Source organism: Pseudomonas sp. UV AK001 (genome assembly GCF_046097675.1).
Taxonomy (GTDB): Bacteria; Pseudomonadota; Gammaproteobacteria; order Pseudomonadales; family Pseudomonadaceae; genus Aquipseudomonas; species Aquipseudomonas kribbensis.
The window spans coordinates 342183-365418 of the sequence record NZ_JBJUVZ010000008.1; the positions used below are offsets into that span (position 1 = coordinate 342183).

The window sequence follows — 23236 nt, forward strand, 5'->3', positions numbered from 1 at the left end:
GTCACCCGAGAGTCAGTTGTTGTTGCTGCCCTTGTTGTCGACGCGGTAGCCGAAGCTGAACCCCACGCCCTGGAACAGCACCACGTCGGCCAGTTGCCGTGCCAGATCACCGGCACTCGCCAGTTTGGTCTTCGGCACGTAGAGCATGTCGTCCGGTTGCAGGTAGGCGATTTGCGAGGCGTCGCCGGCCAGCGCTTTCTCGACGTCGTAGCGCACGGCCTGCACCTGATTGCCGTTGCGCCGCATGATCATCACCGAGTCCAGACGCGCCTTGACGTTGGTGCCTCGGGCCAACGTCAGTGCTTCGAGCACAGAAACCGGGCGGCGGATCGGATAGGAACCCGGCTGGCCGACTTCACCCAGCACGTAGATCTCGTTGCCGGCGGTGGACTTGAGCAGCACGTCCACGGTCATCCTTCCCGGCAGTTGCGCATAGCGTTTGTTGAGGAAGGTTTCCAGTTGATTGACGGTCATGCCTTGCAGCGGCACGGCACCGATTTCCGGGAAGCTCGCGTAACCGTCAGTGCCCACGGTGATCTCGCGGCTCATGCCGGTGGCCGGGTGGTTGAGGGCGCTTTTCAGGTTCTGCTCGTTGGTCAGCGGACTGATGATCTGCACCGTCAGCTGATTGCGATTGGGCTGGAACAACTGTTTGCGCTGATAGGCGCGCTGGATTTCATCCCGGGCCTCATCGCTGGTCAGCCCAGCGATCTTCACCGAAGTGTTGGCACCCGGCAGATTGATGGTGCCGTCCGGCAACACCAGTTGGTTGCCGTTGAGCTGGCTGGCCGCGGTGAAGTTCAGACCGATCTGGTCACCCGACTGCACGCGATAAGCGTCCGAGCCGCTGGTGCTGATGTGGAATATCACGTCCAGCACATCCTGCGGGCGCAGGGTCTGCTCGACCTTCGGCATGTCGGTGGCCTGGGCATTGGCCGGGGTGGCGGTGAGGATATTCACCGGCATGGTCTGGGTTTCGGAGTTGCTGGAGCAACCTGCAAGCGGCAGCATCAGCAGAACCAGTATCTTGGCGTTCATTGCGTCATCCCTCGCGTTGCTTACAGGTTTTTGTACAGCCATTTGGGCATGTAGTACTTGCGCCGGTTGAACACGCTACCGACCACTTTCGCCCCGGCCTGGGTCAGCCGTTGCACCGCGGCCTGGGCGACTTCCCAGCGGGTGTCCTCGGCACGGACCACGAACACCACGCCGTCGGCCTGGGTGCTGAGCACCAGGGTGTCGGCGGCGGAGTACACGGCATCGCCGTCGATCACCACGAAGCGGTACTGGCTGCCCAACTGGTCGAGCAACGGGCTCAGGCGCTCGGCGGTGAGCATGTCCATGGTGCGGATCGGCCGACCGTTGGGCAGTACGTGGAAGGGCAGGCTCGACACCTGCACCACGCAGTCCTGCAACAGCGGCGGGTTGTCCGGGTTGAACAGCAGGTCGCGCAGACCGCGCTCCTTGCCCAGGTTCAGTTGCTGGGTGAGGTTGTTCGCCGACTGGCTGGCATCGACGTACAGCACCAGTCCGCTGCTCATCTGTGCCAGTTGACTGGCCATGGCCAGGGCGCTGGTGGTGGTGCCGGCGCCGGGGTTGGCGGCGGTCAGGAACAGGATCCGCAGATCCAGGTCCAGCACGGTCGACGTCAGGTTCGACTCGCTGGGGCTGGCAATGCTCAGGCTTTTGTTGGTTGAACCGTCCATTAGCTTGCTCCGTGGCCGCTGAATACTTTGAAAGGGGTTTTCAACAGGATCTTCAAATCAAGCAACAGGCTCTGCTCGGCGATGTAGCTGAGGTCCAACTCAACGCGCTGGTCGAAGTCGATATTGCTGCGCCCGGAGATCTGCCACAGGCCGGTCATGCCGGGGTAGATCGCCAGACGGGCGAGGTGCTTGTCCTTGTAGCGGTAGGCGTTGAACGAGGTCGGGCGAGGCCCGACCAGGCGCATGTCGCCGGTCACCACATTGATCAGGTTGGGTAGTTCGTCGAGGCTGGTGCGCCGCAGGAAACCGCCGATCCGGGTGATGCGCGGGTCCTGGTCGATCTTGAAGTCGATGGCGTCGGCACCGTGTTTGTTTAGGTGGCGCAGCGACTCTTTCAGTTCTTCGGCGTTGGCGACCATGGTGCGAAATTTGTACATGCCGAACTTGCGGCCGCGATAGCCGGTGCGTTTCTGCACGAACATCACCGGGCCTTTGCTGGTGAACTTGATGGCGAGTGCCAGACCGATCAGCAGCGGCGAAATCATCACCAGAATGACCAGCGCACCGAAGCAGGCCAGTACCCGGTTGGTGCGCGACAGCTGCCAGGGGCGGCCACCCTCGCGTCCGGTCACCCAGCCTTGCCCCTGGCGGTGGATGGCCGCGTCGAGGCGCATTCGATGTTCCGGATCCATGCGTTTGTCACGAACCAGATGTTGGATCGGTACACCTTTCTCATGTCCAGTCATGGAGTCCTCCGCTGGTGTTCAGCCGCGAACGGCGCGTGGGCGACAGGCAGTCGGGTAGTAATCGCGATACCAGGCGATGAAACGCCCGAGGCCTTCATCCAGCTCTATCCGGGGCTGGAATCCGGTGGCCTGGGCCAGATCGTTGGTGTCGGCACAGGTGTTGAGCACGTCGCCCGGTTGCAGGGGCAGCAGCTCGACTATGGCTTTCTGACCGAGGTGTTTTTCCATCAGGGCCAGGTAGGTTTTCAGCTCCACCGGATGGTGGCCGCCGATGTTGAACAGGCACCACGGCGCCATGCTGCTGCCCGCGTCGGGGTGCTCGCGGTCCCATTCCGGATGGGTATGCGGCGGGTGCGTCGTCAGGCGGGCGATGCTTTCGACGATGTCGTCGATGTAGGTGAAATCGCGCTGGTGCAGGCCGTAATTGAACAGCTTCAGCGGCAGGCCTTCTGTGATGGCCCGGGCGAACTGGATCGGCGACATGTCCGGCCGGCCCCAGGGGCCGTACACCGTGAAAAAGCGCAGTCCGGTGCAAGGAATGCCGAACAGATAGCTGTAGCTGTGAGCCATCAGCTCATTGGCTTTTTTGGTCGCGGCGTACAGCGACAACGGGTGATTGACGTCGTCATGCACCGTGTACGGTGTGTGCTGGTTGGCGCCGTATACCGAACTCGACGAGGCATAGATCAGATGCTCGACCGGGTGGTGCCGGCAGCTTTCCAGAATGTTCAGGAAACCACTCAGATTGCTGTTCAGATACGCCTGTGGATTTTCCAGCGAATAACGCACCCCGGCCTGCGCCGCCAGGTGGATCACCACTTGCGGGCACTCGCGGACAAACAGCGCATCGACGGCGGCGGCGTCGGCCAGATCGACTCTGGCAATCTGGAAATCGCCGACCTGGCCGCGTACCCAGCGCACGCGGTCATGCTTGAGCTGCGGGTCGTAATAGGCGTTGAAATTGTCCAGGCCGATGACCTGATGCCCGTCGCGCATCAATCGCAACACGCAATGAGCGCCAATGAACCCGGCCGCACCGGTGACGAGGATTTTCATGACCGCAACCCGTCAGGCGCGATATGGCGCAGACCGATGCCGCTGTAGTGCAGGCCGGCGGCCGCCACTTGTTCCGGGTTGTAGAGGTTGCGCCCGTCGATGATCACCTTCGAGCGCAGCTTGTCGGCCAGCAGTTCGAAGTCCACCACGCGGAAGTTCTTCCACTCGGTGCAGATCACCAGCGCATCGGCGTCTTCCAGGGTGTCGTCGCGGGTGGCGCACAGGTGCAGGTCATCGCGGTAACCGTAAATGCGCCGGCACTCGGACATGGCTTCGGGATCGTAGGCCTGCACGCTGGCGCCTTCGGCCCACAGGGCATCCATCAGATAACGGCTGGGGGCTTCGCGCATGTCATCGGTGTTCGGTTTGAACGCCAGGCCCCAGACGGCAATGGACTTGCCGGCCAGGCCTTGGGGGAACTGCGCCTTCAATTTGCTGAACAGGATGTGCCGCTGCGTATCGTTGACATCGGTGACGCTACGCAGCAGTTTCAGCGGCATGCCATTGTGTTCGGCGGTGTGCAGCAGGGCGCGCAGATCCTTGGGAAAGCACGAGCCACCGAAGCCGCAGCCGGGGTAGATGAAGTGATAGCCGATGCGCGGGTCGGAGCCGATGCCCTTGCGCACGGCTTCGATGTCGGCGCCCAGCAGTTCGGTGAGGTTGGCCAGTTCGTTCATGAAGCTGATGCGGGTGGCGAGCATCGCGTTGGCCGCGTACTTGGTCAGCTCGGCGCTGCGGTTGTCCATGAACATCAGTTTTTCGTGGTTGCGGCAGAACGGCGCGTAGAGTTCGCTCAACTGTTCCCGGGCCTCGGGGTCCAGGGTGCCGACGATGATCCGGTCCGGGCGCATGCAGTCGGCGAGGGCGCTGCCCTCCTTGAGGAATTCCGGGTTGGACACGATCCGCACGTTCAGGCCGCTTTTGCCGCGTCGGCGCAATTCGTTGTTGGCGGTGTCGAGTACCTGATCCGCCGTGCCGACCGGCACGGTGGACTTGATGATCAGGGTGCGATCGGCCTCCATGAAACTTGCGATCTGCCGTGCCACGTTGAGCACGTGGCTGAGGTCGGCGGAACCGTCTTCGTCGGCCGGGGTGCCCACGGCGATGAAGATCAGTTCGGCGTGTTCAACGGCATCGCTGGCCTGGGTGGTGAACAGCAAACGCCCGGCCTTGATGTTTTCTTCCAAAGTTGCCGACAGACCCGGTTCACTGATAGGCGGAACTGCCTGTTGCAGTTGTTTAATCTTGTTTGGATCTATATCGACACACAGTACTCGATGTCCGACATCGGCAAGTGCCGCAGCTTGTATCAGGCCAACATAGCCCGTACCAAATACGCTCACGTCCATATTGGCGTGCCTCGTAAGACGGTGGAGGAAGATCGAATTGGAACTGTCAAAAGGGGTATAGCGCAGGGTGGGGAAAGCGTGTCAGCAAAATGACATGTTGCATGTGTATAACACCCCCGTTTTTGGGGGCTATTAGCCATCAAGTACTTGCTGCATCTGGATTTGTCCCGTCCTTGACATGTTTTTCACAATTCAAAGAAAACGATAAACGGTCGTAGGCCGCAAAATTCAAGGGCTGTAGAGACTTGGGTGTGTCAGTAATGAGTCAATGTTTTTTTGACGCTTTTGGCAAAAGTCCGACAATTCTTGCGCTTTGATAGCGCGGTGCTAGTGTCAGAAATTGACCGACAATTCATTGACCGTGCCCCGTCGGCAGCGCCCCGGAACCGCCATGTTTCGATATTTGAAAGAACTGCTTTTAGTTATTTATCTATTGCTTTATTCCGATTATTACCTTGAACGTTTAAACGCCATGGGTATCGGTCCGGCAGTACTGCTTTTTGGCGCGATGTTTTTGGCGCTGACTTTCGCATTACTACTAACGGCGTATATAAGGCAGACTTTCATTCGGCACTTGTTCGCATTGGCGATGTTTATTTCGGCGGTGTTCTTTGATGTCTATACACGGGTCACTGCCGATTACCTGACGTACAGCAGTTTTGTCTCGCTGGTGTATTCCGGCGGTTTCATCCAGGAAGCGGCGTACCAGTACCGGGACGCGATCGCTCACGGGGTGCTCAACGGACTTTTGCTGTTGATCGGCATCGGCCTGCGGCCGCGTCATTCGATTCCGGTTCCCAATGCGCTGCGAGTTGCGGCGCCGGTGCTGGGGGTGCTGCTGCTCAGCGCCGTGCTGTTCGTGCGGGCCGGAGAGGGCGCGCGCGGATTGCCGATCATGTACACGCCTTTGGCCTACCTCAATCTGTTTGGCTACGAGGCGCTGCACAATACCGTCGGCCCCCGTGAGCCGGTGACCCTGGCGCGCAACGGCCCGGCAGTGAGCCACGACATCGTGCTGATCATCGACGAAAGCATTTCCGGCAATTATCTGGATATCAACGCGCCGTTCGGCGTGCACAGCAACCTCAAACAGGCGCATCCGGGTGTCGAGATCTTCAATTACGGCTATGCGGCGTCCATCGCCAATTGCAGCGCCGACACCAACGTCACCCTGCGTTACGGCGGCACCCGCGCCGATTACATGCGCATCAACAGCACGCTGCCGTCGATCTGGCAGTACGCGAAAAAGGCCGGCCTGCGCACCGTGTACATCGACGCCCAGCGCACCGGCGGCAACCTGCAGAACCTGATGACCGACACCGAGAAAAAGGACATCGACGAATTCGTGCAATTCGACCAGACCAGCGTCCGCGACCGCGACATGGCCGCCGCTGCCAAGCTGATCGAGCTGCTCAACGACGACAAGCCCGAGCTGGTGGTGATCAACAAGGTCGGCGCGCATTTCCCGGTGCACGACAAATACCCGGACGCCTTCATGGCCTACCGCCCGACCTTGCCGCGCGGCCAGTTCACCGAAATCGCCGACACCGGCAAGCGCGACGGCTTCAACGGCCAGCCGGATGACTGGGTGCTGTACCGCAACGCCTACAAGAACACCGTGCTGTGGAATGTCGGCGAATTTTTCTCTCGGGTGTTTGCCCAGGCCAACCTGAACAATGCGCTGCTGATCTACACCTCGGACCACGGACAGGACCTGCACGAGCGTGGCAACCCAGGGCTCAACACCCATTGCGGCGGAGACCCGGTGGAAGAAGAAGGACTGGTGCCGCTGGTGGTGATCCAGGGCGATCAGTTGCACACCCTCGACTGGTCGGCCCAACTGGCGGCGAACAAGGATCGCTCCAGTCACTACAACATCTTCCCGACCCTGCTGCAGTTAATGGGCTATGACCTGCCGGGGATCGAGTCGGTCTACGGCAAACCGCTGAGCGTGCCGACGACGGACGACTTCACCTTCAACTACCGCTTCAATGCGCGGCTGGGGGCCAAGCCCGAGTGGAAGCACATCGACCTGAACAGCATCGTCACGCCGGGGGAGGCGCCGACCAGTGTTGCGGTGGGGCAGTAACCCATCGCGATCCGCTATCCTTGCCCCACACGCAACGATCGGATGGCGGCATGCTGCAGGTTCAAAACGTCTTCAAGAGCTACCTCACCCCGCAAGGCCCGTTGCCTGTGCTGCAAGGCATCGACCTGATGCTCAAGCCCGGCAGCAGTCTGGCGCTGATGGGCGAGTCGGGCAGCGGTAAAAGCACGCTGCTGCACCTGATCGCCGGGCTGGATAAAGTCGACAGCGGCAGCATCCGCAGCGGCGAACATCGACTCGACGAAATGAGCGAAGCGCAACTGGCCAACTGGCGCCGCACGGAAATCGGTCTGGTGTTCCAGCAGTACAACCTGATCGGCAGCCTGCGCATCGAAGACAACCTGGCGTTTCAAGCGCGATTGGCCGGGCGTCATGACCCGCGCTGGCAGAATCATCTGGTGCAGCGTCTGGGGTTGGGCGATCTGCTCAAGCGTTATCCCGAACAACTCTCTGGCGGCCAGCAGCAGCGGGTTGCGCTCGGCAGGGCGCTGGCGTCGCGGCCCAAATTGTTGCTGGCCGACGAACCCACCGGCAGCCTCGACGAAGCGACCAGCGACGAGGTGCTGCGCCTGTTGCTGGAATTGCTCGACGACACGCCGACCACGTTGCTGATGGTCACCCACAGTCAGCGTGTGGCCGCGCGACTGGCGGAGCGGGTGGTGTTGTCCAGCGGTCGTCTGACGTGAGGGTTTTCCGACAAACGCTGATCGCCTTGCTCAGTCACTGGCGGCGACACCCGGTGCAGTTTTTCAGCGTGCTCACCGGGTTATGGCTGGCCACCAGCCTGTTGACCGGTGTCGAAGCGCTCAACAGTCAGGCGCGGGACAGTTACGCCCGCGCCAGCCAGATGATCGGCGGCGAACCCCAGGCCAGCCTGAGCACGCCGAATGGCGCGACGTTTTCCCAGCAGTGGTTTGTCGATCTGCGCCGTCAGGGCTGGCCGGTATCGCCGGTGTTGCAGGGCCGTTTGATCCTCAAGGGCCATGAATCCCAGCGCCTGCAATTGATGGGCATCGAGCCGGTGTCGCTGCCGGCCGACAGCGCGGTAGCGGGGCAGGCGATGCCGATCGAGCGCATCGTCGAATTCTTCAGCCCGCCGGGCAGCACCTGGATTTCCCCCGACACCTTGCAAGCGTTGAATCTGACCGAGGGCGCGACACCGCAAACCGAAACCGGTCAGACGTTGCCGCCGCTGCGAGCGCAAAAGGACATGGCGCCCGGCGTGCTGCTGGTGGACATCGGTGTCGCTCAACGTGTGCTCGAACAACCCGATCAACTGTCGCGGCTGCTGTTGCCCAAGGATTTTCACGCCGACGTGCCGGCGGCGTTCAAAGGCCAGTTGCAGCTCAAGAGCAGCGGCGAAGAAAACAATCTGGCGCGGCTGACCGAGAGTTTTCACCTCAACCTCGATGCGCTTGGGTTTCTTTCGTTTGTCGTCGGCCTGTTCATCGTGCATGCCGCCATTGGTCTGGCACTGGAACAGCGTCGCGGACTGCTGCGCACGTTGCGCGCCTGCGGTGTCAGCGCGCGAATGCTGATCGCTAGCCTGATCGTCGAACTCGGTGCGCTGGCGCTGATCGGCGGACTGTTCGGTGTTGTCAGCGGCTACTGGCTGGCCAGTGTGCTGCTGCCGGATGTCGCTGCCAGCCTGCGCGGGTTGTACGGCGCGGAAGTGGCGGGGCAGTTGCGCCTGAGTCCCTGGTGGTGGTTCAGCGGTATCGGCCTGAGCCTGCTCGGTGCGTTGCTGGCCGGGGCAAACAGTCTGCTGAGGGCGGCGCGGCTGCCGTTGCTGGCGGTGGCCGATCCGCAGGCCTGGCACGAACAACATGCGCGCTGGTTGCGCCGGCAGGGCTGGGTGGCAGGGGTGTTTGCGGCGATTGCGTTGATCGCGTTGGTGTTGGGTGACAGTCTGGCCAGCGGATTTGTGTTGATGGCCGGGTTGTTGCTCGGCGCGGCGCTGGCACTACCGGTGGTGCTCAGTGCGCTGTTGAACGGTTTGCTCGGGCGCAGCCGTTCGGTGCTGGGGCAGTGGTTTCTCGCCGACTGCCGACAGCAACTGCCGGCACTGAGTCTGGCGTTAATGGCATTGCTGCTGGCGATGGCGGCCAACATCGGCGCCGGCAGCATGACCGCCGGTTTCCGTCAGACTTTCAATGACTGGCTGGAACAACGTCTTACTGCCGAGCTGTATCTGAACCCGAGCAATCCGGCCCAGGCCCGCGAGCTGTACAGCTGGCTCAAGCAACAGTCGAGTGTCACGGCGATCCTGCCCAACTGGCAGGTTTCGGTGACGCTGCAAGGCTGGCCGACGGAGGTGTTCGGCATCATCGACCATCCGCACTATCGCCAGCACTGGCCGCTGCTCGAAGCCCGGGGCAACGACCCGTGGGCGTTGCTGGCCACGGACGACGCAGTGATGCTCAGCGAGCAACTCGCGCGCCGGCTCAAAGTGCGGCCGGGGGATCATCTGACGATTCCAACGCCGGGCCTGTCGTGGTCGCCGCGCATCGTCGGGATCTACGCCGACTACGGCAATCCCAAGGGGCATGTGCTGGTCAACAGCAATCATCTGCTGCGCAGTTGGCCGCAGTTGACGCCGAATCGCTTCAACCTGCGGATCGAGCCGGCAAAGATTCCGGCATTGCTCAGCGCCTTGCAGGCACGCTTCCAGCTCGACGACAGCCGCATCGTCGATCAGGCGCGGCTCAAGGGTTGGTCGGTGCAAGTCTTTGAGCGAACCTTCGCCGCGACGGCCGCGCTCAACAGCCTGACGCTGGCCGTCGCCGGGGTGGCGTTGTTCATCAGTCTGCTGACCCAGAGCCAGAGTCGCCTCGGCCAACTGGCGCCGCTGTGGGCCCTGGGCGTGACGCGGCGGCAACTGATGCTGCTCAATCTCGGTCAGACCTGGCTGCTGGCGGTGCTGACGCTGGTGCTGGCGTTGCCGTTGGGCATCGGGCTGGCGTGGTGTCTGGATGCGGTGATCAACGTTCAGGCTTTTGGCTGGAGTCTGCCGTTGCGGGTGTTTCCGTGGCAGTTGCTGCAGTTGACCGGGTTGGCGCTGCTGGCGACCTTGCTGGCCTCGGCGTGGCCGCTGTATTCGCTGTACCGCACGCAACCGGCGGACTTGTTGAGGACGTTTGCCCATGAGGACTAGCTTCGTCGTGGTGTTTCTGGCGCTGATGCTCAGCGGCTGCGACAACCCGGCGCCGGAACAGAAGGGCTTCGCCGGAATGGGCGCTCAGGCACAGGCCTTCACGCCGGTGGTGCCGGGGCGGGTGTTCAGCTTTCCGGCGGATCATGGCGCCCATGACGGTTTTCGTATCGAGTGGTGGTACGTGACCGCCAACCTCAAGGATACTCAGGGCAATGATTTCGGCGTGCAGTGGACGTTGTTCCGTAGCGCGTTGAATGCTTCGCCGGAGCAACCGGGGTGGGCCAATCAAACGATCTGGCTTGGTCATGCGGCGGTGACCTCGGCCAATGTCCATCACGCCGCCGAGCGGTATGCCCGTGGCGGCGTCGGGCAGGCGGGGGTGAGTGCGGTGCCTTTCGAGGCGTGGATCGACGACTGGCGCTTTGTCAGTCAGGCGAGCGATCCGCTGGGCGATATGCAGCTCAGCGCAAAGGACAAAAACTTCAGCTATCAACTACGCCTGACGTCCAGCCGTCCGCTGGTGCTGCAAGGTGATCACGGCTTCAGTCAGAAGTCCGAACAGGGCCAGGCGTCGTATTACTACAGCCAGCCGTTTTTTCAGGCCAGCGGCACCCTGCAAATCGACGGCAAGACCTACACCGTCAACGGCCCGGCCTGGCTCGACCGGGAATGGAGCAGCCAGCCCCTGACCGCCAACCAGACCGGTTGGGACTGGTTCTCCCTGCACCTTGATGACGGCGCACACGTCATGCTCTACCGCATGCGCCAGAAGGAGGGCGCGCCGTACCTCACCGGTACCTGGATTGACGCCGATGGCCAGACAGAAACGCTGCACTCTGACCAGATCAAACTGACGCCGCAGGACACTGCGAAGGTTGCGGGTCGTTCGATGCCGGTGCGCTGGTCGATCGGGATTCCGGAAAAGAACCTGCAGATCACCCTCGATGCAATCAATCCCGACGCCTGGATGGGGCTGCGCATTCCCTACTGGGAAGGCCCGGTGCGGTTGAGCGGCAGTCAGGGCGGGCGAGGGTATCTGGAGATGACCGGGTACTGATTCACCCTGTGCCAAGAGCGACGGCGGATCAGCGTCTGTGCTCCTTGGCACGCACGGCGCCGAATGCGCCGTGTGCTGCCATCCATCACAGGGAACGTACCGCTTATGAAGCTTCAATCACTGTCGCACGCCATTGCACTCGCCACTGTCCTGTCTGCCTCCACGGCGTTCGCGGCCGATATTCCTTTGTCGGCGACTGTCGAGAAGGATCAGGTCACCACCAAAGTGCTGGCGGTTGATCCGGCCAATCATCAGGTTGTCCTTGAAGGCGAAGAAGGTCGCCAAGTGCATGTCCAGCTCAGCGACAAGGCGAAAAACCTCGCCAACCTCAAGGTTGGCGACAAGGTCGACATTCAAGTCACCCGTTCCGTGGCGGCCTTCCTGGACACCGACGTGGATAAAGGTCTGCCTGGCTCCACCGAGCGTACCGGCGAGCTGCGCAACGCCGTGGGCAGCAGCAACCCTGGCGGCGAGGCATTCCGCCAGATTCAGGTGCAACTGAAAATCACCAAAATTGATTTGAAGAAAAACCAGGTGACCCTGGAAAACCCTTCGGGCCAGTCGAAAACCCTCAATGTCGAAAAGCCTGAAATCCAAGCCAAACTCAAAGATCTGAAAATCGGGCAGAGTGTCGTGGTCACTTACACCGATGTATTAAAAGTGACCAGTGAACATGAAAGCTGAGTATTAACTCTACAGCGTGACTGTTCTTGTACAAGTAGTTGTATGAGAACAGTCATATAAAATGATCGGATCCGATAAATCTGAAAGTTTCTCGGGAAATATCGGTGATCAATATCCGTTAACGTTTTAGTACATAAATTTCATCCTCAATTAGCACGACATATCCGCCAACTTCCATTAAAATCCTTCCCGTTCGCCCAGTGTCAGGGCTCTTTACCGGTGCATGGATTGCCAGGCCATTACACTGGGCGGACACCTCCTCCGGAGAGAGGACTAAAGAATTCGGATAAAAAAAGGGCGACTGTGAAGTCGCCCTTTTTATTGTGTTCAGGATTTCGCCGGCCGCATGCCTTGCTGCATCTGAATACGCTTGAGTGTTTGCTGATACATGGTGGTGCGGCGGTGGTTTTTCCCGTAGCCACCGGCAGCCGCCACAGTGCCGGCCTGGATGTGATCCAGGTAGCGGAAGATCGTCCGCGGCGAAAGGAATCTGATGCCGTAGCCAAGGCTGCTTAATCGATCCTGCAGCGTGTATCCCGGGACCCGGTCATCCAGCGAAAAATGCAGGCCATGGGCCTTGATCAACCGTGCATTCCACAAAGTGCAGAAGCTTTTCAGGTGGGTCTCCCGGTAAGGTTTTGGTTCCCGGGAGCGCAGGCCAAACTGCAGTTTCGCCCGCCGGAAATAGTGTTTGAAATAACGCGAAGACAAGCGCCAGGTGTCTCTTAAAACACCCCGGTCCAGCTGTTCGACACAACCGACGGCTGCTGTATCCAAAGATTGCATGCACTCTTTCATCATCATTGAAAAGACAGTGCTGTCGAATACGAAAGTATCGGTGTGCAGTAAAAAGAGGTAATCGGTTTCAACCTTTGCAAGTGCCAGATCGAGTGCCTTGCCGTGAGCAATATGCCCGGCTTCTTTGCAAGGGGAAGGGCGCTCGATCAAGTTGATCCAGTCCAGAGAGCGCAAGTAAGCCAGGCTTTCGTCGGCAGAATCGTTGTCCACCACCCACACCGGAATCTGCTGTTCCTTGACGTATTCCTGAAGAAACTCCAGGCACATCCGGGTTATTTCCGGCGTCTTGTAATTGACCAATACAAGACTGAAGGCGGGCAGTTGTTTCGAGGTGGAATCGATCGCACTCATGGTCTGGGCTCACTTCAAGTTGAAGGGTTCTGCTGACGGAAATCAGCACACAGAACCGCTGCTTCGTGGCCCGGATGGTAGGGACGCAACCTTAGTTCAAACTTAATTTCGAAACGCTCGGCGTCGGCCGACTTGTAACGGCTTGCGACGCCTGCGCGAGCAGCGCACACGGCGATATTCCACGGTAAGATGCGCCGCCCTTTTCAGATCAAGGAAGACAACGGCCCGCGCCGTTCGCCACGGATGAAACCACTTTCCCTCTACCACCCGGCCCTCTACTGGCTGCGCGTGTGGCAAAAAAGACTGTTCCGCCACATCGCCTGGCACTGCTCGAGCAAACGCTACGCACGGCCTGCCGCGACGCCTGAGCGCTTGCCGTATCGCTACCTCAAACACACCTCAAAACTGATCCGCAAACTCGGCGACTCCGATCTGGCGCTGCAACACAACAAGGTCATCAACCTCAAACTCGCCGTCGCCGCCATCGACGGCGTCACCATCGCCCCCGGCGAGTATTTCTCCTTCTGCCGCCTCGTTGGCCGCCCGACCCGCAAACGCGGCTACGTCGAAGGCATGGAACTGTCCTTCGGCCAGGCCCGCACCGGCATCGGCGGCGGCATCTGCCAACTCAGCAACCTCATCCACTGGATGGCCATTCACTCACCCCTGGTCGTCATCGAACGCGCCAACCACAGCTTCGACCCCTTCCCGGACGACGGCCGCGTCCTGCCATTCGGCTCCGGCGCGGCGATCTTCTACAACTACATCGACCTGGTACTGCACAACCCGACGGATCGCAGCTTTCAGCTGAAGTTGAAGGTGGGGGAGACGCAACTGGAGGGAGAGTTGCTTTGTGATCGGGAGCGGGAGTTTCGGTATCACGTGTTTGAGTTAGGGCATCGGTTTGTGCGGGAGGGGGAGCAGGTGTTTCGGGAGAATGAGATTTGGCGGGAGGTGAGGGAGAAGGGGCAGGTGGGGGCGTTGGTGGAGAGGGAGAGGTTGTATGGGAATCGGGTGGTGGTTAAGTATGAGGTGGGGGAAGGGATAATTCAGGGCCAACAGGGATAATCGTTGTTGAGGTCATATGGCTTGATTATCGATATTTAATCGGCTTATCCATACATATATAAAAGGTCCACGATCAGTTCTAGTTCTTGTTGTGTGTACTGAGCGTTATTCGAGCTTCGAATATCCTCAAACACACCTCTGATCGGGACCTGTCGGGAATGATCTTGAATAAGATCGATCAGGTGATCGAAATCAGGTTGTTTTTTGCTGAGGTGTTTTTCGATCAACCCCTTCAGTGACGCTCGGGCCTGTAGGTCGGTTAACATTGTTGCTTGTCCTAATAATAAAAAAAGGTGGGGGGAGGACCGGTTTAAGGTTTGTGTTTTACGAAAATTAATCTGGTTTCTTTATTTGTTGGCTAGCAACAAGGGGCGATTGAAGTCGCCCCTTGTTGTTCATCAGACTTCCTGTTTCCAGGCGGAAAGGGTGATCACGGTTCCCTCTTCTTTTCGATTGTTGATCTCGATTTTGTAGGTCCCGCCACCGATATACCCCTCAACAAGTGCTTTTCTCTCGGTGCCGCTGATCTCGGCATCTTTGGCATGTTGTTTGTAAAATTCCAGCACGTTTGCGTACTCGGTGTAGGTCCGCAGAATGACCTCGAACTCATGTCGTGGCCGGCCGGCCATTTCATCCCAGTCGCCATCCATAGGGGCGCCGACCATGCCGGGCGTTGTGAATTCTCCGTGTGCTCCAGCACCGATCAAATAAGCTTGCTCGGGAAGCAACGGAAGCATGAATTTCGGAAAGTCGGAAGGAAGCTGTGAAGCGCTCCACGCCGCCTTTTTCGGATCTGTGGGAACGTATTCGACAGTCGCAATCTTCTGCACATTAGCGCGTGTTTCAGGATTGTCGCTCTCGGCAAGGATGGCTTGCATGGGCGGCAGTTGTTTACTCCAGGTAACAAGAGACGCAGCATCATCTTTGTTCGCGCCTTTCGGCTGGAAGATAGTCAGCACAGTGTCCGTTAGGTCATTACAGCTCAACGACTCTTCTCGGGACTTTACTGTGCAGTGTCCGTTTACCAACCCGACGGCTACCAATTGGCCCTTTTCATCCAGCAACAAGGCAGCCCGTTCGATACCGTTATTACGGTCATTCATGGCTGTAATCATCTTTTTCCCGGCGGGTACCCCTTCTTCAAAAGTCGAAACTTCTGAATCGAGGGATTCAAGCACCTGCTGCACGATCATGGTGTTGTCGTTTGTGTAGCTACCGGTCGCATAGCCAAAAAAAGCAACCAGCGAAGTTCGAATTGCCGGATCCTGATTCAGTGTTGGAGGAGTGGGCGCTGCGGGATCATTTGTCAGCAACAACGCAACGGTGCCGTCGGGACGTTTTTCTGAGTGCAGTGACAGGGCGGTTGCGTTCAGGGACAGAGTCAAGGCGAGGATGAGAGTTAGTGAGCGTGTTAGGTGTGGCAAGAGACAGTCCTTTGTGTGGGGTGTAAATCAGATTGAGAGGTTGGTTTTGTGTGAGATAAAACGGATTTTCTTTTCAGGATGAAAAGAGGTGAAAGGGGACAGGTCCAAGGTTTATTTTTTCAACGAAAAATAGATCCGAAAAATAAGTCTGTCCCTTTTGACTGGTCCCCTTTGACTGGACTGGTTCCCCTTTGGATTGTTTACCAGAGATCAATTCGGCCGTATTTGAACTCGATTAGGTCGCCAGTATTTATGCCGCCGGGTAAGTAGTCATCGATTAATAGTTTTATTCCACCCACGGCCACAAGATGCTCTGATGCATTTATTACTCTGGCAATTACTTTTCGAGATAGCCCAGGTTTCTCTGTGTTCCAGATCCCTACTGCCGACTCGGTTTCACAGATCATTGCATCTTTTAACGAGAAAACATGCAGTGGCTCATTTATGGTTTCTCCAATATTCGCACTGCATCGCTGAGAAAAGGCAATGCAGGTAAAGTTTCCGTCACTGATCTCAACTTCCGCCTCAGCCGAGTCTTTGGATATCCAACTGATGTCCTTTATTAACATGTCTATTGCTCTGTCTTTAATCCGTAAGGAGACTTCCATCCGACCTGATGGTCAGCACCGATCGTGTCTGTTTTTACCGACTTCGGTTGTGCTTTCCACCCTAAACTCGGAGCTTTATTTTCAAAGAATGAAATGGGTTTGAGGTGCATTGTAGTAATTTCTCCAGTAGCCCTATCGACACCAACGAGCAAACCTTTTGCACTTCCAATCCCTCCAGGGATTGCGACGTAATCGTTTAACTCAGGTGTAAACGTCCCGTTTCGAATAACGGAGTTGGCGTCAGCTACAAGGAGAAAAGGAGACAGATTTATTTTCTTATTGTCTTTGACGAAAAAATAAATTTGTCCCCTTTGGTTACAAAAAAGCGGACCCTTTCCACATTGCCTCAAGTGGAGTAATTTGAGCTGCCGAGTAACTCTGTCCTGCGCTACTTAATTCAGATTCAGGAATCGACTAAAGATTCTCAATATCTATGTTGCAATCATTGTTTTTCAGTCTTTGAATCTCTTGCTCAAAAGAATACTTGGATGAGTTTTCGTTTTTTTTGTCATACACCTTTCTCAAGTATCGGAACAGGTTTCCAATATTGTTTTTTGTCTTGTCGTCAAGGCTTGCGATCAGGTCGTAACCTTCCGCCGATAGAAAATGTATTTTATTTTTCAGGATGTAATATGCGGTTATGTTTGAGAGCAGGCTCGCCGCATCTTCATAGTTCTCTTTTAAGTATTTCGCATAGTCTTCAAATATCTTCGTCAAAAGACTTTGCGCAGCTTTTTGCGTTTTCAATACACTGCACATTTCCTGCCAGTTACTGATATGTAGATGGTCGCCCCAGTCGGAACCTCTAGCGAAATAAATCCCTTCGCCTTTGAAAAATTCGGAAATTTCATGTTGTTCCAAGGCGGTTTCAAATGAAGTTTTCATTGAAGCTTTTCCCAATCGTCAAAATTTTTCAGCAGCGTTCCAATGTCACTGTTGTGAGTGACATTCTCAGAGCCGATCAGAGCGGCTTCTTTTGTACCGCTTTTCGTTGCACCACCAGGAACCCATTCGTTAGGGTAGGCACCATTTTCCTTACCATTTGGCATTTCATATTTAAAACGAGGGTCATCCGGCTTTATTTTAACAATATAGATGCCTTCACCTTCGAGAGTCTTCGCACCAAGGTTCAGCTCTTTATTTAAAACTCTCCAGTCGTTACCTGCAGCTCTGTATTTGGCAACGACTTCTTCCATCTCAGAAGATAGGCCCACAAATTTCCGTTGAGGAAAGGTTGGGTAGCTGGAGCCGGTGATCCAACTTTCGATTACCACGAAGGATCCTCCCTCTTTTGCGAAGAGCTCTCGATGAGCATTAATGTAGTTCTCAGGAAGATAGTCACCAGGATTCGGTGGCCGATCAGCCTTATTCATATCAATTATTTCATCGAACTTTTCCTGACTCATCGGCAAATGGTCAGGCTTGGTGGCGTTGGCTGAGTTCGTCGGTAGCTTGCAATCAGGGCCAGGACAGGTCGTACTCAGTCCCAGTGGATCGACCCAACCCGTAGGGTTCGGTACGTATTGGTAGTTATTCAACCCACCCGCAAGCTTGATCGGATCCGGCGTCAGATACCGCGCTGTGTTCGGATTGTAGTAGCGGTGCCGGTTGTAATGTAACCCCGTCTCGGCGTCGAAGTACTGACCCTGAAAGCGCAGCGGGTTGTCGATTTCGCTGACATCCAGTGCCGCAAGGTTGCCATAGGCACGGTATTTAGCCGACCACATGATCTCGCCGCTGTAGTCGGTGAGTTCCTGCGGTGTGCCGAGGTGGTCGAGTTGATAGTAGAACGGCGTGGCCTTTAGAGGACCCTCGCCGTCGAGCATCGCCAAGGGGCGGAAGCTGCCGGGTTCGTAGATGTAAGTGCGATAGCGGTTGTCGGCGCTTTCGGCGATCAGACGTTCGCCTTGCCACAGGAATTCGGTGGTATGGCTGTCGACGGTCTTTTCGATGCGGCGGCCGAAGGCATCGTATTTGTACGACGCCGTACTGCCTCCCGGCAGGCTTACGCCGATCAGACGATGTTGGCAGTCATACCGGTATTCAGTGACGAGTTTCTGGTTAGCGCCGCGCCGCTCGCGGATCAGGTTGCCGTAGGCGTCGTAGTCGTAGTGGCGGTCGCCCTGCATCAGCAGGCGGTTGCCTTTGACGTTGGCCAGGTTGGCAACAGGCATGTCGGTCTGACCGAGCAGGTTACCCGCCGGGTCATGGGCGAAGCTTTCGGGTGTTGCGCCACGTACGTTGATCAGGCGATCCAGCGGATCGTAATGGTAGCTGCGATTGCCTTTACGGCTGTCGTCGATGCCGGCGAGGTTGCCGTTGGCATCATAGTTGTAGCGACGCTGGAAAAGGTTTTTGTCGCGTTGACTGACGCTGTGCGCTTGCAGGCGACCTTGCTCATCGTATTGGTATTGGCTGAGCAGCAAACCTTGCTGGCGTTGCTGTTCACGACCGGCGCTGAACTGGTGGGAAGTCAGACGTGTGCCGTTGAGGTCGATGCTGCTCAGATGCCCACCGGGTTGGTGGCGATAATCGAGTGTGCTGCCATCCGGCAGGCGGCAGTGATTGAGCTGTCCGACGCTGTCGTATTCGTAACGCGTGGTGCCCCAGCCCTGATGCTCGGTGATCAGCCGATCCTGCACATCATATTCATAAGCAAGCGGCCAATGACCATCGTCCACGTTGACCAGACGGCCAAGTGCGTCGTAGCTGTAGTGAATTTCCTCGCCGTCGGGCAGGGTCTTCACCAGCAGTCGGCCAGCGGCATCGCGCTGGTACTCGGTGACCAGTTCGTTGCCGTCGTCACCGAATTCGGTTTTCTTCAGCAGCTTGCCGTTGAGGTCATACTCGTAGGCAGTGCGGCGTCCGTCGAAACCGGTTTCCTGCTGAATCAGCCCGTTCGAGTAGTAATCCAGCTGATAGTGTTCGCCGCGTTCGTTTTCGATGTCGGTGAGCAGCAGGCGTGCGTTGTCATAGCGATAACGCAGTTGACTGCCGTCCGGGTTGATTCGACGGCTGACCAGGTGCAGGTTATCGGCATACTCGTAACGGGTTATGCGGCCCAGTTCGTCGCGTTCAGCCGTGACGCGACCGTACGGGTTGTAGGTAAACGCGCGGGTGGCACCACCGGGCAGGGTGATCTGTGCCAGACGGTTTGCAGCATCCCACTGGTAGTGGGTGATTGCACCGGTTTCAGCCTGACGTGTGATCTGCCGACCGAGCGCGTCGTAGCGATATTTGCGTTGACCGCCGTCGGGCAGGCGCTCCTCCAGCAACTGGCCGAGGTTATTCCAGCCCAGTTGATGACGGCTGCCATCAGGGTGTCTGATTTCCAGCAAGCGTCCCTGACGATCGTAGCTGTAGTGCGTCGAGTTTCCATCTGGATCAATTTGTTCGGTGATATCGCCCTGGTCGTTGCGCCAGTAGATCCATTTGGCCGGACCACGGTTAACCACACGGACGTAGCCGTGGTAGTACTCGTAGGAGGTCGGCATGTCTTCCGGCGGGATGACCGCGACCAGGCGACCGGCCTCGTTGTATTGGTATTCAGTGACCGCACCCAGTGGATCCTTTTCGGCGATCAACCGGCCTTGATCGTCGTAAGCTTTCAGGTGTTCCGCGCCATCCGGATCGACCTTGGCGACGAGTCGAGCCTTGTCGTCGTGGGTGTAGACCTCTTCACTGCCATCGGCGTTGGTAACAGTGACACTACCTTTGTCATCCCAGGCGTAGTGCGCGTCCATCTGCGAAAAGCTGGCCCAGTGATGGATGCAACGCGCTGACTTGCCTTCCTTTTCCCATTCCCAGTAGAAGCTGGCGCCACCGGCGAGTTGCCGCTCGAGAATGACGTTCTGTTCGTTGTAGGTGTAACGCTCGGATTCACCGGCAGCGTTCGTGGCTTTGATCAGGCGTTGTTGAGCATCGTATGTGTAGGTGACCAGCGTCTGGACGGTGCTCCATGCATCTTCCAGATTGTCTGCCGGGACGAATTGCTGATAGTCGATGGAGACAATGTGTTTGCGGTCGTACCGAACCAGAAGTGCTCGACCGGCCCCGTTATCCACGCGCTTGATTCGACCGTGGATGTCACGGGTTATGTGCAGGCGATTGTCGTAGTTGTCGCTGATGGCGATCAGCGTCGCGCCTTTGGTGTTGAAGCGGAAGTGATAGAACTGCGGACGTTCGCCAGCCTGTGTGAGGATAAGTTCGGAAGGGTCGTTGCCGATGAAGATCGCGGCTTCCGAAAGGCTGTTGGTGATTGCCGGACGCTGCTCGCTCGGCATAGGAAAAGTCGTGACACGGTTTTCGTGGTCGGTCCATACGACTTCATCGCCATTGATCTCCACCCGTTGGGCGAGGGCATGGCTCCAGCCAAAGCCGAGGCCGCAATCCATTTCCGCCGCACTGGTGCGATAGAGACGCGTCCAGGTGAATGGCAGCAAACCGCCGAGTTCGCCGTCGGTAATAGTCAACAGTTCTTCACCCGTCACCATTGAAACCGGGCAGCCATTGGTGCAGGTTTTCTTGGCACAGGTAGCGCTTTTGTCGTCAGGTGTCTTGGACTGATCAGGAGCGTCGTCGATCTTTTCCTTTGGCTGAAGCGAGGTTTGTTTCTGCTTTTTGTCCCGTGGAAATGAGGAGGCGTCCTTGACCTCTTGTTTCGGTGTATCTGAAGTTTTCGGCAGCGGGCCTTTGGCTGGTTGCTCCGCTACCTGGCTTTTCGGTGCGGCCTGCGGTGGCTGGGGTTTAGGCTTGGGCGCTTCAGTGGCGGCTTCATCTATCTTCAACGCTGCGGTTTTTGCGGGCTTCATCGGCACATTTTTAGCGCTGGCGATGATTGGCTTCGACACTTCCGCGTGAGCGGGCAGGGCGTGTTTGTTGCTGAGCGTCATCAGAGTGGAGGCAAGATCTTCCAGGTATTTGACTGCTTCTCCCGATTTGACGGTGGACAGGACTTTTGTCCCTGCTCTTACAGCCAGTCCGGCACCCCCTGTCAGGCAGATGCCTACCAGTACGTTGATCAGAAACTCCGAAGCAATCGCCATCATAACGTCGACGATGACCTGCGGCGGAAGCATGCCGACCCACGCCACAATCGCCGAAACATAGATGTACATCAGCGGCTCGTCGCTGAGGATCAGCAACCCTGAGGCGATGGACTCTTTCGACGCGGCATAGAGCTTGTCGATTTCGATGTCCGACAGATACTTTTTGAGTTTTGCGTAGTTTTTTCGCGGATTAGCGAGCAGCTCGAACAGGCTTTTGATGTCGTCCCATAGGCGAAGAAGAGCTTTCTCAAAACCATCCAGTGCCCGTTTAAGCAAAATGACCGAACGCCCGGCACGATCTGCCGCCGAGTAGCTCGCCCATTGCGGCTGAAACTTGCTCGACCATTCGCTTTGCAGCCAACCTTCAAGCTTGCCGATAACACCTTGATAGGAGTCATAGAGCGCTTTGACATCGCTCTGCGAGACATTCGGAAAGAATGTGATGCGATAGGTCTGACCCTTCTTGCAGCCTTCAACCACCTTGATGCCGCTTGGGCCGATCATGGTTTCGATGACCGGTCCCGTAACGTCGTCGTAGAAGGTTCCTTTGGTCACTGGCTCCAGTTTTACTGGAGTGTTGCCGATAGGGACGAATCGCGCTGACTCGAACATATGGATCAGCGTGAAATCACCTACCAACGGGCAAGTCGCATAGGTTTCCACGGCACCGGTTTTGGTCTTGCGTTTCGTGACGCTGACTTCATTGCCGACCTTGAAGGTCTGGTCGACATCCAGTGCCCAGCCTGTCCAGAAACCGTCAGCCCATTCCTTGTAATCGCTCAGGCAGTTTTTGAAGTCTTTGAGAATCAGGCTCACGTCAGGCGTTTTGGCGTCCAGCACACGCAGGACCAATGTACCAATCGGGGTATTCATGACGTGACTTCCTTTGTCAGCTCAGCAGCAAGACGCTCTGCCATTTCTTCTGTATTTGGATTTTGGCGTACGAAGCGCTCAACCTTTCTACGCAGGTTGGCTACGGGAAACTCGAAGAACAGCTCCGGACAATCCTCTGATAGCCACTGCATCAGGTTCTCGACGACTGTGGTGTGATCCTTTTTCGCGAGGAGATCCAACAGCGTTTGAGGCACTTCCCACCAAGGCCACTCTTTCGCAGGCGGCACTGCCCTTCGGCCCACTTCAACGCTTTTGCCATTGATCAAATATCGCTCGAATACCGGTAAAACTTCGCCGGTAGCAGGGCCAAGGGCCTCTATGATCGGGTAGATATGCCGACCATCCCAAAATCGAAAAAATACTTCCGTGGCATCTGGCATACGTACTTGGGTGAGGCCACGTAAATGCTCCATTACCAGGTCTGGATCGCAGGTAGACACGGCGAGCCACCCCCAATCCAATGCGTCGGTTTCAGCGATCCACGACAAAAATCCAGCGTTCGGGGTGATTTCTGCGAGGTACGGCATCACCGGTTTCCAATCGGCGTACGGTGTTCCGCTCCAGATAGGTAGAAGTTGCGGAGCCGTATCATGCTGATAAAAGGGCTTGAGTGGCTCTGCATCACTGGCAGCACTGACGATCAGATACAGGCGTTCGTCTTTTTGCAACGGCTGTTGTGCCAGCCAATCCTTGGGTGTCAGTCGATTAGATGGCACAGGCACCTGCCTTACACTTCTCACACTCTTCACAGAACGGCGCATTACGCTTGAGGGTATTGATCTGCGCCGGCGTCAGCACAGCCCCCGCCTTATCGGCATCCGCCTGTTTCAGCACGCCCGGCATCAACGGCGCCGCACCCGTCCCGCTTCCCGGCCCACCGCCGGAGTTGATGTTGATCGCCGGCCCGCTCATGGTCACGCCGCCGCCATCGATCTTGATGAAGCTGCCGCCACCGACCAGCGTCAGTTCGGCCCCGGCTTCCAGCACCACCTTCATCCCGCTGCTCAGGTGAATTTCCTGCCCCGCGTCGATGAATTGCCCGGTGCCGATCTTGATGTGCTGGTTCACGCCCACGGTCAGGTGGTCGTTGGCGCGGGCTTCGACTTTGCGGTCTGCGTAGACGGTGTGGTGTTCTTCGGCCTTGAATTCCGTGTAGCTGTTCTTTTCCACGACGTCGTGGCGTTCG

The 23236-nt window shown here is 57.4% G+C and carries 18 protein-coding genes; 6 read left to right on the forward strand and 12 right to left on the reverse strand.

Going from position 1 to position 23236, the window contains the following annotated elements:
• Positions 1-12: 12 nt before the first annotated feature.
• The 5 genes from ACKLNA_RS22190 to ACKLNA_RS22210 are packed head-to-tail and all read right to left on the reverse strand — an operon-like array spanning position 13 to position 4857.
• Entirely contained in the window at positions 13-1038 is a 1026-nt protein-coding gene (locus ACKLNA_RS22190; RefSeq protein ID WP_085733202.1) for a polysaccharide biosynthesis/export family protein, read from the reverse strand.
• A 20-nt stretch (positions 1039-1058) separates the two neighbouring features.
• A complete protein-coding gene (locus ACKLNA_RS22195; protein ID WP_085712110.1) occupies positions 1059-1706 on the reverse strand; it encodes a CpsD/CapB family tyrosine-protein kinase in 648 nt (215 codons plus the stop codon).
• Entirely contained in the window at positions 1706-2452 is a 747-nt protein-coding gene (locus ACKLNA_RS22200) for a sugar transferase (protein WP_085712111.1), read from the reverse strand. Before ACKLNA_RS22200 ends, ACKLNA_RS22195 begins: the two co-directional genes overlap by 1 nt.
• Before the next feature lie 18 nt (positions 2453-2470).
• Positions 2471-3508, reverse strand: coding sequence for an NAD-dependent epimerase/dehydratase family protein (locus ACKLNA_RS22205; protein WP_408987110.1), 1038 nt, complete (start codon positions 3506-3508; stop codon positions 2471-2473).
• Positions 3505-4857, reverse strand: coding sequence for a UDP-glucose/GDP-mannose dehydrogenase family protein (locus ACKLNA_RS22210; protein WP_085712113.1), 1353 nt, complete (start codon positions 4855-4857; stop codon positions 3505-3507). The genes ACKLNA_RS22205 and ACKLNA_RS22210 overlap by 4 nt, the downstream gene beginning before the upstream one ends.
• A 391-nt stretch (positions 4858-5248) precedes the next feature.
• Between ACKLNA_RS22210 and ACKLNA_RS22215 the strand changes: the two genes are divergently transcribed.
• The 5 genes from ACKLNA_RS22215 to ACKLNA_RS22235 all read left to right on the forward strand — a co-directional run bounded on the left by ACKLNA_RS22215 (position 5249) and on the right by ACKLNA_RS22235 (position 11859).
• Positions 5249-6946: a sulfatase-like hydrolase/transferase gene (locus ACKLNA_RS22215; RefSeq protein ID WP_408987111.1), complete on the forward strand. Its 1698-nt coding sequence runs from the start codon at positions 5249-5251 to the stop codon at positions 6944-6946.
• A gap of 50 nt (positions 6947-6996) precedes the next feature.
• Positions 6997-7650, forward strand: a complete 654-nt coding sequence (locus tag ACKLNA_RS22220; RefSeq protein WP_408987112.1) for an ABC transporter ATP-binding protein — start codon at positions 6997-6999, stop codon at positions 7648-7650.
• Positions 7647-10118, forward strand: coding sequence for an FtsX-like permease family protein (locus ACKLNA_RS22225; RefSeq protein ID WP_408987113.1), 2472 nt, complete (start codon positions 7647-7649; stop codon positions 10116-10118). Before ACKLNA_RS22220 ends, ACKLNA_RS22225 begins: the two co-directional genes overlap by 4 nt.
• A complete protein-coding gene (locus ACKLNA_RS22230) occupies positions 10108-11175 on the forward strand; it encodes a lipocalin-like domain-containing protein (protein ID WP_408987114.1) in 1068 nt (355 codons plus the stop codon). Before ACKLNA_RS22225 ends, ACKLNA_RS22230 begins: the two co-directional genes overlap by 11 nt.
• A 105-nt stretch (positions 11176-11280) precedes the next feature.
• Complete coding sequence (locus ACKLNA_RS22235) at positions 11281-11859, forward strand: hypothetical protein (protein ID WP_114882173.1); 579 nt, start codon at positions 11281-11283, stop codon at positions 11857-11859.
• A gap of 327 nt (positions 11860-12186) precedes the next feature.
• On the opposite strand, the gene ACKLNA_RS22240 is transcribed toward ACKLNA_RS22235, so the two are convergent.
• Complete coding sequence (locus ACKLNA_RS22240; protein WP_408987115.1) at positions 12187-13008, reverse strand: glycosyltransferase family 2 protein; 822 nt, start codon at positions 13006-13008, stop codon at positions 12187-12189.
• A gap of 243 nt (positions 13009-13251) precedes the next feature.
• Here ACKLNA_RS22240 and ACKLNA_RS22245 point away from each other — a divergent pair, with 243 nt between their 5' ends.
• The gene (locus ACKLNA_RS22245; RefSeq protein ID WP_408987124.1) at positions 13252-14076 is read left to right on the forward strand and encodes a VanW family protein; all 825 of its coding nucleotides are present in this window, start codon (positions 13252-13254) and stop codon (positions 14074-14076) included.
• A 398-nt stretch (positions 14077-14474) separates the two neighbouring features.
• Here ACKLNA_RS22245 and ACKLNA_RS22250 read toward each other — a convergent pair whose 3' ends face one another.
• The 6 genes from ACKLNA_RS22250 to ACKLNA_RS22275 all read right to left on the reverse strand — a co-directional run.
• Entirely contained in the window at positions 14475-15500 is a 1026-nt protein-coding gene (locus ACKLNA_RS22250; protein WP_408987116.1) for a hypothetical protein, read from the reverse strand.
• 200 nt (positions 15501-15700) lie between these two features.
• Positions 15701-16069 carry a hypothetical protein gene (locus tag ACKLNA_RS22255; RefSeq protein WP_408987117.1) on the reverse strand — a complete coding sequence of 123 codons (369 nt, stop codon included), beginning with the start codon at positions 16067-16069 and terminating at the stop codon, positions 15701-15703.
• 453 nt (positions 16070-16522) lie between these two features.
• A complete protein-coding gene (locus ACKLNA_RS22260; protein ID WP_408987118.1) occupies positions 16523-16993 on the reverse strand; it encodes a hypothetical protein in 471 nt (156 codons plus the stop codon).
• A complete protein-coding gene (locus ACKLNA_RS22265) occupies positions 16990-22029 on the reverse strand; it encodes an RHS repeat-associated core domain-containing protein (RefSeq protein ID WP_408987119.1) in 5040 nt (1679 codons plus the stop codon). Before ACKLNA_RS22265 ends, ACKLNA_RS22260 begins: the two co-directional genes overlap by 4 nt.
• Complete coding sequence (locus ACKLNA_RS22270; RefSeq protein WP_408987125.1) at positions 22026-22766, reverse strand: DUF4123 domain-containing protein; 741 nt, start codon at positions 22764-22766, stop codon at positions 22026-22028. The genes ACKLNA_RS22265 and ACKLNA_RS22270 overlap by 4 nt, the downstream gene beginning before the upstream one ends.
• On the reverse strand, positions 22756-23236 hold a 481-nt coding region (locus ACKLNA_RS22275; protein ID WP_408987120.1), incomplete at its 5' end, for a bacteriophage T4 gp5 trimerisation domain-containing protein. The genes ACKLNA_RS22275 and ACKLNA_RS22270, both read right to left, overlap by 11 nt.